Origin of the sequence: Nocardia sp. NPDC052001 (genome assembly GCF_040680615.1) — a bacterium.
GTDB lineage: Bacteria > Actinomycetota > Actinomycetes > Mycobacteriales > Mycobacteriaceae > Nocardia.
This window is the reverse complement of sequence record NZ_JBFAXC010000006.1, coordinates 104,696-120,636: the sequence shown is the minus strand read 5'-3', so window position 1 is coordinate 120,636 and position 15,941 is coordinate 104,696. Positions and strand designations below refer to the sequence as shown.

Sequence of the window (15,941 nt, the reverse complement as noted above, 5' to 3'; positions counted from 1 at the left end):
CCTATTCCACCGAAACCTTTGCCTCGGTGCTATTTTCGCGCACGGTCGCGGCGATCTGGCGCGGCCGGAACGGCGTCCACCAGTTCGCCGGTCCCATGAGTTTGACCAGTGCCGGAACCAGCAGCATGCGCACCAGGGTGGCGTCGATGATCAACGCGATCACCATGCCGAGGCCGAGGAAGCGCATCGGCGTCAGCGGGGAGAGCGTGAACGCACCGGTGATCAGCACGAGAAGCGCTGCGGCGGCGGTGATCACGCGCGCGGTCTGCACGGTTCCGGTGCGCACCGCCTCCTCGGTGTCCGCGCCCGCCTCATGCGCTTCGACCATGCGCGAGAGCAGGAATACCTCGTAATCGGTGGACAGGCCGAAGACCACGGCGATGATCAGCACCATCATGCTGGCCGAGACCGGGCCGACGCTCACGCCCAGCAGTCCGGCCAGATGCCCCTTGTCGAAGATCCAGGTGAGGATGCCGAAAGTGGCTGCCAGGCTGAGGAATGCCATGATGACCGCCTTGAGCGGAAGCACCAGGGAGCGGAAGGCCAAGCCCAGCATGAGCAGGGTGGCCAGCACCATGACGATGAGCATGAGCGGCAGGTTGTGCAGTACCGCGGTGACGCTGTCGGCGGTGGCGGCGCTCTGACCGCCGACCTCCAGGGTCACACCGTCGATGCGTACATCGCGCAGGTCGTGCACGATTTCCTGGGCGGCGGGGGAGCGGTCCGGCGCGGTCAGTACCGCGTGCAGGATGGCGGTGTTGTCCTTGGTGTCGAGTTGCAGCACCTGTTTGACGCCGGGAACGGCCCCGAGCTCACGCAGCGCCGTGGTGACGGCCGTGGAAGTCGGTGCGCCGCCATCGGATTCGCGCACCAGCACGGTGGCCCCGCTGTTCGCGGCCGGGAAGCGCGCCGCCAATTCGTCGACGGTGGCGCGGGTCGCATTGCCCGCGGGCAATGCGGTGTGGTCGATATCGCCGAGCCGGACGCCGGTGAGCGGAGCGGCCAGCACCAGCAGCAGTGCGCCGACGGCGATGGCGACCGCGCCCGGGCGGCGCATGACGGCGGTGACGACCCGGCCCCAGAAGCGCTGTGCGCGTTCCTCGGAACGCTCGAAAGCGTCCGCGCGCCAACTCCATTTGCCGATCCGGGGACCGAGCAGGGCGAGCGCGGCGGGCAGTGCGGTGATCGACAGCAGCGCCGCCAGGCCGACCGCCGCGATCGAGCCGAAGCCCAGTGAGCGCAGTACGGCCTGCGGGAAGACGAAGGTGCCCGCGAACGCGCACATGAGCAGGACGGCGGAGAACAGCACGGTGCGGCCCGCGGTATCGAGCGCGCGGGCGACGGCGGCCTCGGTCGAGCTGCCCCGGGCGAGTTCCTCGCGGAACCGGCTGACCACGAAAAGCCCGTAGTCGATGGCCAATCCGAGTCCGAGCAGTGACACCACGTTCATGGCGAACACGCTCACCTCGGTGAATTGCGCGATGATCCCGACCGCGCCGAGCGCGCCGATCACGGCGAGACTGCCCACGATCACCGGCAGCGAGGCGGCAACCACGCCGCCGAACACCAGCACCAGCACCAGCGCGGTGAGCGGAATCGAAATCGATTCGGCCACAATCAAATCGTGCCGGGACTGATCGCTGATGGTCTGCGCCAGCGCGCTGTAGCCGGACATCCGCGTTTCGACGCCTGGCACCTTGAGTGCTTCGGCCACTTCGGGATACACCGCGATCCGATGATTCTCATCGCCGGACGCGAACACCACGGCCACCGCCGATCGTCCGTCGGCCGACCGCATATATTGCGATCGCGAACTGTTCCAATAGCTTTCGACCGGCCGATCCAACAGCGCCGGATCCACCTTCTTGATCGCATCCAGCACCCGCGGCCCGATATCGGCCAGCGTTTGCCCTTCCGGCGCGGTGTAGATCGCGACGATATCCGGATTCTGCGGCCCCAGCTGATCGTGCACCCACTGGTCGACCGCGCTGGACTCACTACCAGGATCGGAATACCCCGCGGCACTGACCTTTTGCGCCAGCCCGGTGGCGAACAGCCCGCATGCGAGCGCGAACAGTACCGCGACCGCCAGCACGGTCTTCGGCCGTGCGACCACGACCCGAGCCCACGCGGTCATCATGCGGTCGGATCCGTTGGCGCGAGTTCTTTTTCGAGGGTGTTGACGATGCGGTCGAGCAGGGCGTCCAGGCGTTCGGGAATGCCCCGGCCGCTGCGCGCGGACACGGTGAGTTCGGTGCGGCCGCCGCCTTCGGTGAGGCCCATGAGCAGCGGCATGGCGACGCTGTGCTGGGGCAGCACCCGGACGGAGGTGGGTGTGAAACCGGGGACCGCCAGTGCGTCGAAGTCGTAGCGGCCCATATGGGAGACGGTGGCCGAGGCCAGGTTCCGGCCCAGGCGCGCACCGGTCCAGTTCAGCGAGCGCAGCAGGACGCGGCCGGGGGCCTGCGGCAGATTCGACAGCCGTGCGGCCTGCATTTGATTGAGTTCGCGGCGTTCCTGGAGGCCGATCTTCTTCTCCGCGTTGAGCTGTTTCCAATCGACGCCCGGCCGGGCATCGAGGAACAGTGGCAGCGCCAGGTTCGCGGTGGAGCGCAGTTCGGGATCGTGGCGGCGCAGATCCACCGGGATCATGATGCGCGAGAGCGGCCCGCCCTCATCGGCCAGAATCGCGGCGACGCGCACCATCGCGCCCGGTCCGGTGGCATTGATGGTGCGGTGGCGCAACAGATGCCGCGGCTGTCCCGGATCCTGCCGTCCGGTGCCCAGCGCGGAGCGGAAGCGCGGCAGCATGAGCGCCGGACGCCCGGGTGCGCCGACCTTGCGCTCCAGTTCGTCATCGGCGATGGGATCCGGCGCGCCGACCGGTTCCTGTCCGCGCAGCACCCGCAGCACATCGGTGGCCCACATGACCATGCCCATACCGTCCATGACGCCGTGGAACACCCGGAATACCAGCGTGGTCGGCGCGGCGGTGAGCAGCAGGATCTCCACCGTGGACTCCGGCGTCGGCCCGATCGGGCTGGTGAGCACCGGATCCGCTTCCAGCGCGGGGTATTGCAGCGCGTGGTCCACCACGCGCACGGCGGGGGCGACCCCGCTGTCCACCCAGAACTTGCCCTCCCGGACCAGTCGTGCGCCCGGATTCGCCTCGGCGGCAATGGTTACCGCGCGCCGCAGCTGTTCGGCGTCGATACTGCCGACGCCTTCGATGGCCAGCTGCATGAGGAACGGCGGCGCCAGCTCCCGCATCGGGAAGTACATGAACTCGGTGGGGGAGATGGGCCGCCGGAAGGTGCTCATTACCTGCCTCTTTCGCGCGCTGACTGCGTTATCGCAGGTTTTCGGTGAGTTTCACGACGCCGCCCTGGGCGTCCAGCCAGGCCAGGAAATCGGCCAGTCCGGTATCCCGGTCCACAACCGGCTGGTAGCCGAAATCCGTTGTGGCGGCGGCGGTGTCGTAGGTTGCGGTACGCGTCATGAGCGCCACCGCGTACCGCGACAGCGGCGGCGACCAGCGAGTCGCGATGAACGGCACCTTCCAGACGGCGTCCAGAATGGTGACGGCCGCGTTCAGCACTCGCTGGTTCGGCTGCCTGCTTGGCGCGGCGTAGCCGAGTCCGACGGCGACCTCGCCGAGGAAGCCCCAGACATTCGTCTGCTCCGCATCGGCGACGAAATACGCTTTGCCGCCGACCTTTTCGGACGCGGCCGCCCGCACCGAAGCCTCGGCGATATTCTCGACGTGGCACAGCGAGGCGTACACGGCCTTGCCGTAGGACAGATCCGGCAGCGATCCCGCGGCGGCCCGGCTGAGCAGTCGCACGATGGGCCCGGAGCGGTCGCCCGCACCCCAGATGGCCCGCGGCCGCAGCGCGCAGGTGGTGAAACCCGTGCCGTTCGCCGCGAGCACCGCGCGCTCGGCGGCGGCCTTGGTCTCGGAGTACAGGTTCAGGAACCTGGTCGGATACGGCACCGATTCATCGATGTTCACCTGATCCCCGCCATCGCGATCCATGAGCGCGCTGGGACTGGAGATGAACACGAACCGCTGTGCGCCGTTGCGGCGTGCGCCATCGAGCAAATGCTGTGTGGCGGTGAGGTTCTCGGCCACGAACTGGGCACGCGTGCCGCGTTCGTCGACCCGGGCGGCGCTGTGGAAGACCACATCGACGCCCTTGGTGGCGCGTTCCAGGGAGAGGTGATCGGTGAGATCGCCGTGCACCACCTCGACCTGATCGATGACATCGGCCAGATCGCGCAGATTACTGGTGGGGCGCACCAGAATCGCGACGTCATAGCCGCCCTCGCGCACCAGGCGGCGCGTGATGGCGCCGCCCAGGAATCCGGAAGCGCCGGTGACGAGCGCCTTCTTCCTGCTCTCGGACATCAGGCGGCCTCCTGCGTCTTCCACCAGGTGGCCCCGAAGATCTGGGTCAGGACAGCGGTTTCGACGGGTGAGCGGTCGGAGGATTCGGCCGCCTTCAACGCCGCCGGGATCTGCGCGGCGTGCACCACGATGCTCAGGAACGCGTCGATCCACCAGATCGCGCGCAGCACCCGGTTCGCGGGTGCGTGGCCGACCAGTGCGGCGATCAGCCCGGCGGCCAGGTACAGCCAGCCGAGAATCGGAATCGCCCGCAGGGCAGTGGTTTTCAGAGACATGTCACGCTCCCTCTCCGAGCTGCGCCGTCGCCCAGATGGCCAGCTGTTCGCGCCCGATCTTGGCATTGTGGCGGATGTCCACGGGGAACCCGGGATGGAACAGGAATCGGGACACAGTCGTCGTGACCTCGAATTCCACCGCCCGACTGCGCAATTCCGCCGCCAGCAGCACCGTGTCGGTGCCGGGTTCGGCTTCGACGCACAGCACCGGTCGCTGCGCACCGCGTTCGCCGACCCCGACCAGCGCGGTGCGGATGACGCCGGGCAGCGTATTGAAGACCTGCTCCACCTGCACCGAGAACATCGGCCCGGCGGCGGTGTGCACGCGCTGACTCTTGCGCCCGCAGAACCAGATCCGGCCCTCCTGGTCGATCCAGGCGAGATCGCCGGTGCGATGCCAGACGGTCTCGCCGTCGGCGATCTTGCCCGCCAGATTGGCGGACTGCGGCCAGTAGTACCGGGTGCTCACATTCGGTCCCGCGACCACGAGTTCGCCGATGCCGCGGGTGGCGACCAGTTCGGCCTCGCGCGCCTCGGCGTCGGCCCAGGTGGGCAGCGGTTCATCGGTGATGGCCACCAGCCGGGCGCGCACGCCCTCGGCGGGCCGTCCGATGCAGGTGCCCTCACCGCTGTGCGCCCGTTCGACCAAGCCGCCCAGCAGTTCCCGGGATTCGATGGTCGACATGGGCAGCGCCTCGGTGGAGCCGTATCCGGCGTGCACCTCGGAGTCCTCGGACAGCACCTGCCGCAATCCGGCGATGCACCAGTCCGGGACCGGTGCGCCACCGGAGTAAATGCTGTGCAGCGTGGGGATTTTCGTCCCGGTGCGCTCCAGATACCGCAGCAGCGGGATCAATACGGCGGGCGAGGCGAACATGGTCCGCACCCCGAACCGGTTCACCGCATCGGCCACGAACGCCGGATCGGTGGAACCGACCTGACTCGGCACCAGCGGCGGCAGTACGCACCGCGCGCCCAGCAGCATGTCCAGAATGCCCACCAGCGGCAGAGTGATCAGCGAGGTGTCCGGGGCCACCCGGCCGCGCGCCGCGTGCACCTGCTCGATCATGGACGACAGATTCCCGTGCGTCATCTCCACGGCCTTGGCGGGACCGGTGCTACCCGTGGTGTACGCGATCAGCAGCAGCTCGTCGGCGGGCGCGGGCACCCGATCCGCCAGTAGCGCCGAAGGGGCCACGGCGGCAACGGATCCTCCGGCGACCTGTTCCCAGCGCGCCCGTGCGCCCACGGTGGTGTCCCGCAGCGTGCGCAACCGCGCACCCACCACCGGCCGCAGCCGATCAGCGGTAGCGGCCGCCCGCGCGACGGCAACCCCGGGCTTGGACTCCGAATTCTCCAGCGAGACAAGCAATTCGCGCACCCGTGCATTGATCGGCCCGGCTACTCGCGGGGTTCGGCCCGCGCCACCGGACCCATCGCGCGCGGCGGCCGCGGCCGGGGTCGGAATGCCGGTGGGATCGGTGCCCACACTCGACGCTTCAGCGCTATCACCATGGGCGGCAACGGCTTCCGTGCTCGCGGGTGCACCCCAGCTCTGTAGCGTCTGCCCGCCCCAGAGCCAGCGCGGGCCGACGGTGATCTTCACCCGCACATCGCGGAAGTACTTGCGGAACAGCACGCGGGCGGCGTGCGCCTGCGGAATGCCGATGAAGGCCTCGGCATCGGCGGCGCGCAGGCAGTTGAGCATTTTGCGCAGGCCCATACCCGGGTCGATGACCACCGGGACCGCGCCGATCTTCAAGAGCCCCAGCATGATCGCGTAGAGCTCCGGGCTGGGCAGCACCAGCACGATGGTGCGGGTGCCGCGGCCGACCCCGGCCGCGGCCAGATGCGCGGCGATGGTGTCGGACCAGGCGTCGAGTTCGCGATAGGTGAGCTGCCGGTACTCCGGGAGGCCGGTGGCGGTCTGCCCCTGCGGGAAGATCACCGCCTCCCGGTCCGGCTGGTCGGCCACGACCGCGCGGAAGCGGTCGATGGCCTGCCAGTAGGTCGCGATGGTCACGCCGCGGCTCCGACGGCGGCCGGGAGCCGGTAGAGCACCGCCGCGGCGGACGGTCCGGCGCCGGCGGCGACGAACAGTACATGGCTGAAGGCGTCCAGGGAACGGTTCGCCACGGCCGCGTCGTACGCCAGCGGCAGCGCCGCGGTGTGCGGATCGCCCTGGGACAGATCGGGGGTGAAGACCGCGTTCGGCGCGATGCCGAGCTCGGCGGCCAGCAGCTCCGGGAATCCGGCGGTCGGGGTGGAGGCGATGAGCGCGGTGCTCGCCTGCTCCGGATCCGACTCGGACAGCGCGAGCCGGGCGGCGTCGGCGGCGAGCGCCAGCAGGCGCGCCTCGGCGTCGGGCTCGCGGACGACGGTCATGAGCTCACGACCGTTGGTGCCCATGGTCGCCACATCCACGTACGACTCGATGCCGGGGGTGCCGCCGCCGGAGACGGTGTGCACGCGGCCGAAGCCCTCTTCGTCCTCGCTGCGCGCCAGCAGCAGCGCCGCACCCGCTGTGGCATAGGGGAATTCGTCATCCGCCGCGCCCCGCTTCAGCGAGGGGTGGGTGTCGCCCGACACGATGAGCACGTGCTCGGCGCTGCCGGTCTCCAGGATGGACTGCGCCACCTGCACCGCGTTGAGCACGCCGACACCGGCGTTCATGAGATCGAAGGAGAACGACCGCGGATCGTCCTTGGTGTAGTCCAGCCCGATCCCGGCTTCCTTCTGAATCAGCGCCGACACAGCGGGTTCCACGGTGTTGGTATCGCGGAAGATGCCCGCGTTGATGAGCACGCCGACCTGATCGGGGCGAACCCCGGCCCGCTCCATGCTCTGGCGCGCGGCCGCGCCGCTGTGCTCGACAATGCTGAAAGTGCTTTCGGCCCGGCTGATTCCGGTGGATTTGATGCGCACGCCCATGATCAGACCTTCAGGGATGAAATCGTGGTGGACAGGAAGCCCCCGACGACGCCGGAGGCGGCCGGGACCATCAGGATCTTGGATCCCGCGGCGATGTTCTGCTGGCTGAGCTGATCGTGCAGCACGATGAAATGCGAAGTGGTGGAAGTGTTTCCGTACTTCTCGATGACGTTCAGATCCGGCGGCATCGGCGCGCCGAACTCGCGCTCGGCGATCGCGTTCATGAACGGGATCGCGGCGGCGCCGAACTGGTGGTGGATCATGTAGTCGAAGCCCTCGTCCGCGAAGGTCTTTCCCTGGCCCGCCATGAAGTTGCCCTGGGTGTCGGTCCACAGCAGGAAGCGGGATTCGTTGTGCATCTTGCGGTTATCGGTGTACAGCGACACACCCTGTGACTTCTCACTGGGCATGCCCAGGCACAGGTGCGAGAACTCCGACGCGGTGGCGAGTTCGATGTAGTGGATCTTGTCGTTGTCATCGACGGCCTCGTCGAGAACAATGGCCGCACCCGAATCGCCGACCGTCAGCGATGCGAATTGCAGATCGTATTTCTCGGTGATCTCGTTGACGGCCGTTTCGGCAATGGGCGTAATTGCCTCGCCGCTGACCACCATGCCGCGTTTCACCGCACCCGAGCGAATCATTCGATCGAGAATGTAGGTGCCGGTCATCATTCCGGCGCAGGCATTGGAAAGGTCGAAAGAAATGGTGTCCGGGCGCGCGCCGAGTTCACGGGCGAGGGAACCGGCGAATGACGGCTCCATATACATCCGGGTGCCCTTACTCCGCGTGATCGAGGTGGAGATGATCACGTCGAGATCCGAGGCCGCATACTGTGACCTGGAAAGACAGTCCTGCGCGGCATTCATCGCGAGAATGTAGGAGTCTTCGGCGTTTTCGGGGGTAGTATCGCGGAAGCGTCGTTCCTTGACGCCCGTGATTTTTTCGAGATCGAAACCCGGCGCCGTCTTCAATCGGGCGACGAGATCCTCGGTGGTTACACGATTTGATGGCAGATAAGCGCCTATCGACTCGAATCGAGAATGCGACACGGGGACTCCTGAAAGTACGAAGAAATGCAATCTGAATCGGTGACGGGCAAGACGCTACCCGACGGTAACTATCGCGGCGACCGGACACAGTGGCACGAAACTGTCTGAGACATTGTGGTTGGCAACAGTTTTCGCCGGTGAGAGCATCGTCCTATGAATAGCCGCGAATGCGCGCTGTGAGGGACTTCACGCGCCACACTGCGCGCTTGTGATGTAACTCGAAGTTACACATACTTCCAAGTGAAACTGTCTGGGCGACAGTGGATTTCGTATGCGGAGTACGGCATGGTTGTGCCCATGCGCATACGGAAAGCCCTGGTAGGTGGCCTGGTGGCCGCGCAACTCGGCGCGGGATTCACGCTCGGCGTGCCCGGAATGGCAACTGCCGCACCGGAATCCACGGTCTGCGGCACTTGGGCGGCCGCGACCGTCGCCTCCGGCTTCGGCAGCCTGGAGAACCTCGCCTTCGATGGCGGCGGCGGCCTGCTGCTCTCGGAGATCTCCCTCACCGGTAGTGGCGGCGGCCTGTATCGGCTCACCTCCGACGGCACGCATACGCTCGCCGCGGCGGTGGAATCGCCCGGTGGCATCGTCGTCAATGCGGGCAAAGCGTATGTGAACTCCGGTAATACATTCGCCAGCGGCGTCACCAACAGCCCGGACGGCAAGATTGTCTCGGTCGATCTGGCCACCGGGACCGTGACCACCGTCGCCACCGGCCTGCATATGCCCAATGGCCTGGCCCAATTGCCGGACGGCGGTTTCGCCGTGAGTCGCGATCTGGGCCCGGATGCGGTAATTACCCGGGTCGCCGCCGACGGTTCCGGGGCGCACGCGCTGGCCCCCGGACTGAATTCCACAAATGGCCTGGCCTACGACCCGGTGCGGCGCGAATTATTCGTGTCCACCACGTTCGATGCCGTCACCGCAATCGCCGCCATCGATATCGATCGTCCCGACGCCGCGCCGCGGCGAATTACCCTGCCCGGTTTCGGTCCGCTCAATTCCGCGGACGATTTGACCGTCGGCCCGGACGGCGCGGTGTATGTCGCGCTGAATGCCGCCGGTCAGGTGGTGCGAGTGGATCCGGACGCCGGAACCTTCTGCACCATCGCGACCGGCCTGCCGTTCGCCTCCTCGGTGCGTTTCGGTTCGGGTCCCGGCTGGGACCCGAACTCGTTGTACGCCACCGGTTTTCTCGGCACCGTCACCCGGTTGACGCGTTAGTTCCTGGGCTCCACGTACTTCGGGAACACCACTTCCGGATCCGGCAGGGCGGTGCCCGGCTGGATCGGGGTGGCGATATCGGCGAAGTCGCGGCCGGTCTGACCCAGCAGATCCAGGATCTTGGCGGCCGAACCCGGAATCACCGGCTGCGTCAGCAGCGTGACGATGCGGACGACCTCCATGGTCACGTAGAGGATGGTGCCCTCGCGCGCGATGTCCTCGGGCGTACCGGCTTTGGCCAGCGTCCACGGCGCCTGCGCGGAGAAGTACCGATTCGCTTCGCGCAGTGTGTTCCACAGGTGCTCGAGCCCCAAATGGATTTGCTGCTGGTCGAATTCGGCGCGCACCTGACCGAGCAGTTCACCCGCGAGCGCCAGCATGGCGTTGTCCTCATCGGTGAATTCGCCGGGGGCCGGGACCACACCGCCGAAGTCGCGAGCCACCATCTTCAGGCAGCGCTGGGCCAGATTGCCGTACTCGTTGGCCAGATCGGTATTGATCCGGCTCACGATGCTGTCGTGGCTGTACGCCCCGTCCTGCCCGTAGGAGATCTCGCGCAGCAGGAAGAACCGCACGGCGTCGAGCCCGTAGGTGTCCACCAGATCGGTCGGCGACACCACATTGCCGGTCGACTTGGACATCTTCTCGCCCTTGTGGAAGACGAACCCGTGCGCGAAAACCCGCTTGGGCAGCTCGATTCCGGCGGACATCAGGAAGGCGGGCCAGTACACCGCGTGGAAGCGCGTGATGTCCTTGCCGATGATGTGCACATCCGCGGGCCAGAACTTCCCGAAGGCGGCCGAATCCGTATCGGGGAAGCCCACACCGGTGAGGTAGTTGGTGAGCGCGTCCACCCACACGTACATGACGTGCGCCGGATCGCCCGGCACCGGCACACCCCAGTCGAAGGTGGTGCGCGAGATGGACAGATCCTTCAGCCCGGCCTTGACGTACGAGACGATCTCGTTGCGCCGGGTCGCGGGACCGATGAATTCCGGCTTGGTCTCGTACAGTTCGAGCAGCTTGTCCTGGTAGTTGGACAGCCGGAAGAAGTAGTTCGACTCCTCGGTCCACTCGACGGGGGTCTTGGTGTCGGTGGAGACGCGGGTGCCGTCCTCGAGCAGGGTGGTCTCGTCCTCGTTGTAGAACGCCTCATCGCGCACCGAGTACCAGCCCGCGTAGGTGTCGAGGTAGACGTCACCGCGCTCGGCCATCCGCTCCCAGATGGCGATGGAGGCGGCCTGATGGTCCGCGTCGGTGGTCCGGATGAACCGATCGAACGAGACATCGAGTGCCTTGTCCATGGTCTCGAACACGTCCGAATTGCGCGCCGCGTACTCCGCCTCGGATTCCCCGGCGGCCTTGGCGGCCTGCTGCACTTTCTGACCGTGTTCATCGGTTCCGGTCATGAAGAACACGTCGAATCCGTCGAGCCGCTTGAAGCGGGCCAGCGCATCGGTGGAGATGTACTCGTAGGCGTGCCCGATGTGCGGGGCGCCATTCGGGTACGCGATGGCCGTGGTGACATAGAAGGCGGGGCGTTCGGATGCGCTCATGGTGTGTCTACTCTAATCTGCGTGCCCGTAGTCGCTCGCGTGAATATCCCCGTGGCAGGTGTCGCCCATGCGTAACAGCCGACCCGCTCCCGAACCGCCGGAGCCGCTGTTCCCGCTCATCGACGCGCATACCCATCTGGACGCGTGCGGTGCCACCGACGCCGAATCGGTTGCGGCCATTGTGGATCGGGCGCAAAAGGTGGGCGTGCGCGAGGTCGTGACGGTCGCCGACGATCTCGACGCGGCGCGTTTCGCGGTACAGGCCGCGAACTGGGATCACCGGGTATTCGCGGCGGTGGCGTTGCATCCGACCCGCGCCAATGCCCTCCACGAGGCCGCCAAAGCCGAGCTCGAGCGCCTGGCCGCGGATCCGCGCGTGGTCGCGGTCGGTGAGACGGGTCTGGATTACTACTGGCCCGGCAAGCTGGAGGGCTGCGCCGATATCGAGGATCAGGTGGAGGGTTTCCGCTGGCATATCGATCTCGCCAAGCGCCTGGGCAAACCGCTCATGATTCACAATCGCGAGGCCGATCACGATCTGCTGACCGTGCTGCTGGATGAGGGCGCGCCGGAAACCGTTATCTTCCACTGCTTTTCGTCCGATGCGAATATGGCGCAGGCGTGCGTCGACGAAGGCTATGTGCTGAGTTTCTCCGGAACGGTGAGCTTCAAGAATGCTCATGAATTGCGGGAGGCCGCGAAAATCGTTCCGGAAGATCAGATTCTGGTCGAAACGGACGCGCCGTTCCTGACTCCGCATCCGTTCCGCGGTGCGCCGAACGAGTCGTACATGCTGCCGTACACCTTGCGCGCGCTGGCCGAGATTCGGGAACAGGATCCGGTCACACTGGCCAAGGTCACCACCGCGAATGCGCGCCGGGTCTACGGAATCTGAGAATCCGACCGCCCCGCTTTGCGGATGTGGTCCCGCTCACTATGATCCAGTGCGATCGTGATTTACCTGCGACTCGATATCGGTTCGTGATTTCGGTATCCGCCGGTCCGGGTGAAACGGTTGTCAATCCCTGACCGCCTCGTTATCGTACTGTGACCATGCCGGGATTTCCGATGAAAGCCATGACGAAGATCAACTCGTCGCGGTCGCCGATGCTGTACGGCGCCATCGCGGCGATGCTTGTCACGCTCATCGTCGGCGCGGGCCTGGCCATTGTGAACAAGAAGACCATCACGGTCGTGGTGGACGGGCAGGCCACCGTGCACGACACCATGTACCTGAATGTGCGCGGCATTCTCAAGGACGCCGGGTACGCCATCGACGCGCGTGATGACGTATCCCCTTCGCCCGGTTCACGAATCGGCGACGGCGCGACCATCCGGCTCAATCGCGCGCGCGAGGTCTCGCTCATCGTCGACGGCACCCGATCCAAGGCGTGGACCACCGCGCTCACCGTGGCCGAGGCCATCGTGAAGCTGAATCTGCCCCGCGACGTGTTCAGTTCGCCCTCGCGGCCCACCCCGCTGCCGCTCGAGGGCGCGCAATTGCTCATCACCAATCCGCGCACCGTGGAGCTCGCCGATAACGGCAGCGCGCCGTCGCTGGTGCGATTGGCCGCGCCGACCGTCGGGCAGCTGCTGGAGGTGCAGGGGCGTCCGCTGGTCAATCAGGATTCGGTCGAACCGTCTCCGACCACACCGCTCACCGACGGTATGAAGATCGTGGTCACCCGCAAGGTGATCGAAAAGCGCACCGAGCGGGTGCCTTTGGATCCGCCGGAGAGCATCATCCAGGATCCGACGCTCAATATGAGCCGCACTATCGTCGAGAATCCGGGCGTACCGGGCACCCAGGACGTCACCTTCGCCGTCTCCATCGTGAACGGCAAAGAGGCGGGCAAGGATCCGGTGCAATCCACCGTGGTCGTCCCCGCCGCACCCAAGACCATTCGCAAGGGCGCGAAACCCGGCACCGAGGTGCCCGAGGTCAAGGACGGCCCCATCTGGGACGCCCTCGCCAAATGCGAATCCACCGGCAACTGGGCCATCAACACCGGTAACGGCTACTACGGCGGCATCCAGTTCGACCAGAGCACCTGGGAACGCCAGGGCGGCACCCGCTACGCCCCGCGCGCCGACCTCGCCACCCGCGAAGAACAGATCGCCATCGCGGAGGTAACCCGCGCCCGCCAGGGCTGGGGCGCCTGGCCCGCCTGCACCAGCCGCCTCGGCATCAGTTAGCGCACGAGATATGGGTAAGCGCCCGAACCGAATTCGGGCGCGACCTTCGGGGGTTCGGGGGCTACATCAACGCGCCGCCGTCGACGCGCAGTTCGGTGCCGGTCATATAGCGACCGTCATCCGACGCCACCATGGCGACCGCGCCCGCGACATCCTCGGGCTTGCCCAGCGCGCCGCCCTCGATCCATCCGGGCAGTCGCGCCAGCAGCGACCAATCCGAATCGGCGGGCAGGTCCAGTCCTGCGGTGAGGCTGGTGCCGATGCCGCCGGGCACGATATTCACCGCGCGCAGACCCTTTTTCACGTATTCGAGCGCGATGGCGTGGGTGAAGGCGTTCACGCCCGCCTTGGACGCGGCGTACGCGGCCATGTACGGCACCGAGCCGAACGCGGAGGTGGAGGAGAAGTTCACCACCACACCGCCGTGCGGTGATTCGAGCAGCGTCGGCAGCGCGGCCTGGGTCATCAGGAAGGTGCCGGTGAGGTTGACCGTGAGCACCTGATTCCAGGTCTCCAGGGGCAGTTCGTGGGTGTGCCCGGCGCGCATGATGCCCGCGCCGTTCACCAATACGTCCAGCCCGCCGAGGAATTCGACGGCCTGCCCGAGTACCGCGCGCACGGATTCGGGATCGGCGACATTCAGATTCAGGGTGTGCAGCCGGTCCCGGGAATCGGCCGGGGTGGCGTCGATGGTGGCCTGCAGGCCGCTGTCATTGATATCGGCGGCGACCAGCTGGGCGCCTTCGGAGAGCAGGCGCAGGGCGATGCCCTGGCCGATTCCGGAGCCTGCTCCGGTGACGAGTACTCGACGTCCGTCGTATCTGCGCAACATGGCGCGAAATTAGAACAAGTTTCACTACGCGTCAATGGTTGGCCGAAATCGCCGATCACAGAGTTTTCTCATACTGGACGGTTGATCTAATAGCTAAGCTCAATCCCGCTGTCGAATTGTTCCAGGGTCGGGCCTGATGGAGGATTAATGCGGTTGTTCGGTTGGCGCGCGCGGATTTTCACCGCCGCCATGGCCTCGGCGGGTTCGCTGCTCATGATCCCGGGAGCCCCCGCGCACGCCGCGACGGCGGGCACCGTGATCGATACGACCGCACATCCCGACGGCTGGCGCGGTATGTCCAACGGCTCCAGCGTGGACTACTGGACCACCCGCTCCAACGGTGAACCCGTGCAGGCCAGCGGCGCGCTCATCATTCCGCCCGGCCCGGCCCCCGCCAACGGCTGGCCGATCATGGCCTACGACCACGGCACCTCCGGCCTCGGTTCCGGCTGCGGCGGGCAGAGCGATGTGAGCCGCTTCAGCCGCCCCAAGGAGGACGCGATCCTCCAGTACTTCGTGAACAAGGGCTTCGCGGTGGTCGCCCCCGACTTCCTCGGACTCGGCAAATTCGATACCGGCCCGCACCCCTATCTGGAGACCCGCACCGAGGCCACCGCCACCATCGATCTGGTGCGCGCCGCCCGCGAAGCGCATCCGGAACTGTCGAAAACCTGGGCGCTGACCGGATTCTCGCAGGGCGGGCACGCGGCGCTGGGCGCGGCGAACCTGCAGGCGAGCTATGCCCCCGAGCTGGATTTCCGCGGCACCATCGCCTCGGACCCGGCCTCGGATGTGGAGAAGTTCGTACCCCTGGCCGGTCCGTACGTGCCGGAGATTCCGGGCCAGAACGGTAATGCCATCGACGGATTCGTCGTCAGCATGCTCGCCGGATTGCGCGCCACCCATCCCGAACTCGATCTGAACAGCTATTTGACCCCGCGCGGTCAGGACGTGCTGGATCGCGCCGGGAGCCTGTGCTTCAACGACATCATGAAGGTTGTGGACGGCACCTCGGTCGGTGATCTGCTCGCCCGCCCGCTCGGCGACGATCGTTTCCGCGCCGCCATCAACGAGTACATGACCCTGCCGACCTCCGGCTACAACGCGCCGATCCTGTTGCTGATCAACGTGACCGACATGGTGGTGCCCTCACCGCTGCACGCCGCGCTGATCGCACAGCTCGCCGCGAACGGCCAGGACTTCGGCCTGGTCACCGGCACCGGCGGTCATACCGAACTCAATCCGGCCATGTGGTCGGCCATCGACGCCTTCACCGCGCGCGTACTCGCCACACCCACCGAATCCTGACCGCCGGATCCGGGCCACCGCGCAGCCCGGGACCCGCGGTCCGCCGGACGCCCGCCCGCCTCCCCTCGGCAGGCGGGCGTTCTCCATTCCGCCCGAATTTGTCCAGCAACTGCCAAGCAAATAGTTTGTCTGGTGAACACCTCGGAAGGGCAATCC

13 protein-coding genes are annotated in these 15,941 nt (G+C 66.6%); 4 read left to right on the top strand and 9 right to left on the bottom strand.

Features of this window, described 5'->3' with window-relative positions; translation table 11 throughout:
- Position 1: 1 nt before the first annotated feature.
- The 7 genes from AB0L82_RS27135 to AB0L82_RS27105 are packed head-to-tail and all read right to left on the bottom strand — an operon-like array spanning position 2 to position 8,666.
- Positions 2-2,137: an MMPL family transporter gene (locus AB0L82_RS27135; RefSeq protein ID WP_364642122.1), complete on the bottom strand. Its 2,136-nt coding sequence runs from the start codon at positions 2,135-2,137 to the stop codon at positions 2-4.
- Complete coding sequence (locus AB0L82_RS27130; protein WP_364642119.1) at positions 2,137-3,321, bottom strand: peptide synthetase; 1,185 nt, start codon at positions 3,319-3,321, stop codon at positions 2,137-2,139. Before AB0L82_RS27130 ends, AB0L82_RS27135 begins: the two co-directional genes overlap by 1 nt.
- 28 nt (positions 3,322-3,349) lie before the next feature.
- Entirely contained in the window at positions 3,350-4,408 is a 1,059-nt protein-coding gene (locus AB0L82_RS27125) for an NAD-dependent epimerase/dehydratase family protein (protein ID WP_364642116.1), read from the bottom strand.
- The gene (locus AB0L82_RS27120) at positions 4,408-4,683 is read right to left on the bottom strand and encodes a hypothetical protein (RefSeq protein WP_364642113.1); all 276 of its coding nucleotides are present in this window, start codon (positions 4,681-4,683) and stop codon (positions 4,408-4,410) included. Before AB0L82_RS27120 ends, AB0L82_RS27125 begins: the two co-directional genes overlap by 1 nt.
- 1 nt (position 4,684) lies before the next feature.
- A complete protein-coding gene (locus tag AB0L82_RS27115; RefSeq protein WP_364642110.1) occupies positions 4,685-6,706 on the bottom strand; it encodes an AMP-binding protein in 2,022 nt (673 codons plus the stop codon).
- Positions 6,703-7,614 carry a hypothetical protein gene (locus tag AB0L82_RS27110; protein WP_364642107.1) on the bottom strand — a complete coding sequence of 304 codons (912 nt, stop codon included), beginning with the start codon at positions 7,612-7,614 and terminating at the stop codon, positions 6,703-6,705. The genes AB0L82_RS27115 and AB0L82_RS27110 overlap by 4 nt, the downstream gene beginning before the upstream one ends.
- Before the next feature lie 2 nt (positions 7,615-7,616).
- On the bottom strand, positions 7,617-8,666 hold the full coding sequence (locus tag AB0L82_RS27105) for a 3-oxoacyl-[acyl-carrier-protein] synthase III C-terminal domain-containing protein (protein WP_364642104.1): 1,050 nt from the start codon (positions 8,664-8,666) through the stop codon (positions 7,617-7,619).
- A gap of 297 nt (positions 8,667-8,963) precedes the next feature.
- On the opposite strand from AB0L82_RS27105, the gene AB0L82_RS27100 reads away from it, so the two are divergent.
- Positions 8,964-9,893 (top strand): SMP-30/gluconolactonase/LRE family protein, encoded by a 930-nt coding sequence (locus tag AB0L82_RS27100; protein WP_364642102.1) that lies wholly within the window; start codon positions 8,964-8,966, stop codon positions 9,891-9,893.
- Here AB0L82_RS27100 and metG read toward each other — a convergent pair.
- The gene (metG, locus tag AB0L82_RS27095) at positions 9,890-11,449 is read right to left on the bottom strand and encodes a methionine--tRNA ligase (RefSeq protein ID WP_364642099.1); all 1,560 of its coding nucleotides are present in this window, start codon (positions 11,447-11,449) and stop codon (positions 9,890-9,892) included. The two genes, AB0L82_RS27100 and metG, sit on opposite strands and share 4 nt — an antisense overlap.
- 67 nt (positions 11,450-11,516) lie before the next feature.
- Here metG and AB0L82_RS27090 point away from each other — a divergent pair, with 67 nt between their 5' ends.
- Complete coding sequence (locus AB0L82_RS27090) at positions 11,517-12,344, top strand: TatD family hydrolase (RefSeq protein WP_364642096.1); 828 nt, start codon at positions 11,517-11,519, stop codon at positions 12,342-12,344.
- Positions 12,345-12,517: 173 nt separating this feature from the next.
- On the top strand, positions 12,518-13,645 hold the full coding sequence (locus AB0L82_RS27085) for a transglycosylase family protein (protein ID WP_364642093.1): 1,128 nt from the start codon (positions 12,518-12,520) through the stop codon (positions 13,643-13,645).
- Positions 13,646-13,706: 61 nt separating this feature from the next.
- Here AB0L82_RS27085 and AB0L82_RS27080 read toward each other — a convergent pair whose 3' ends face one another.
- Positions 13,707-14,474 carry an SDR family oxidoreductase gene (locus AB0L82_RS27080; protein ID WP_364642964.1) on the bottom strand — a complete coding sequence of 256 codons (768 nt, stop codon included), beginning with the start codon at positions 14,472-14,474 and terminating at the stop codon, positions 13,707-13,709.
- Between the two features lie 150 nt (positions 14,475-14,624).
- Between AB0L82_RS27080 and AB0L82_RS27075 the strand changes: the two genes are divergently transcribed.
- Positions 14,625-15,785, top strand: coding sequence for a lipase family protein (locus AB0L82_RS27075; protein WP_364642090.1), 1,161 nt, complete (start codon positions 14,625-14,627; stop codon positions 15,783-15,785).
- Positions 15,786-15,941 lie beyond the last annotated feature (156 nt).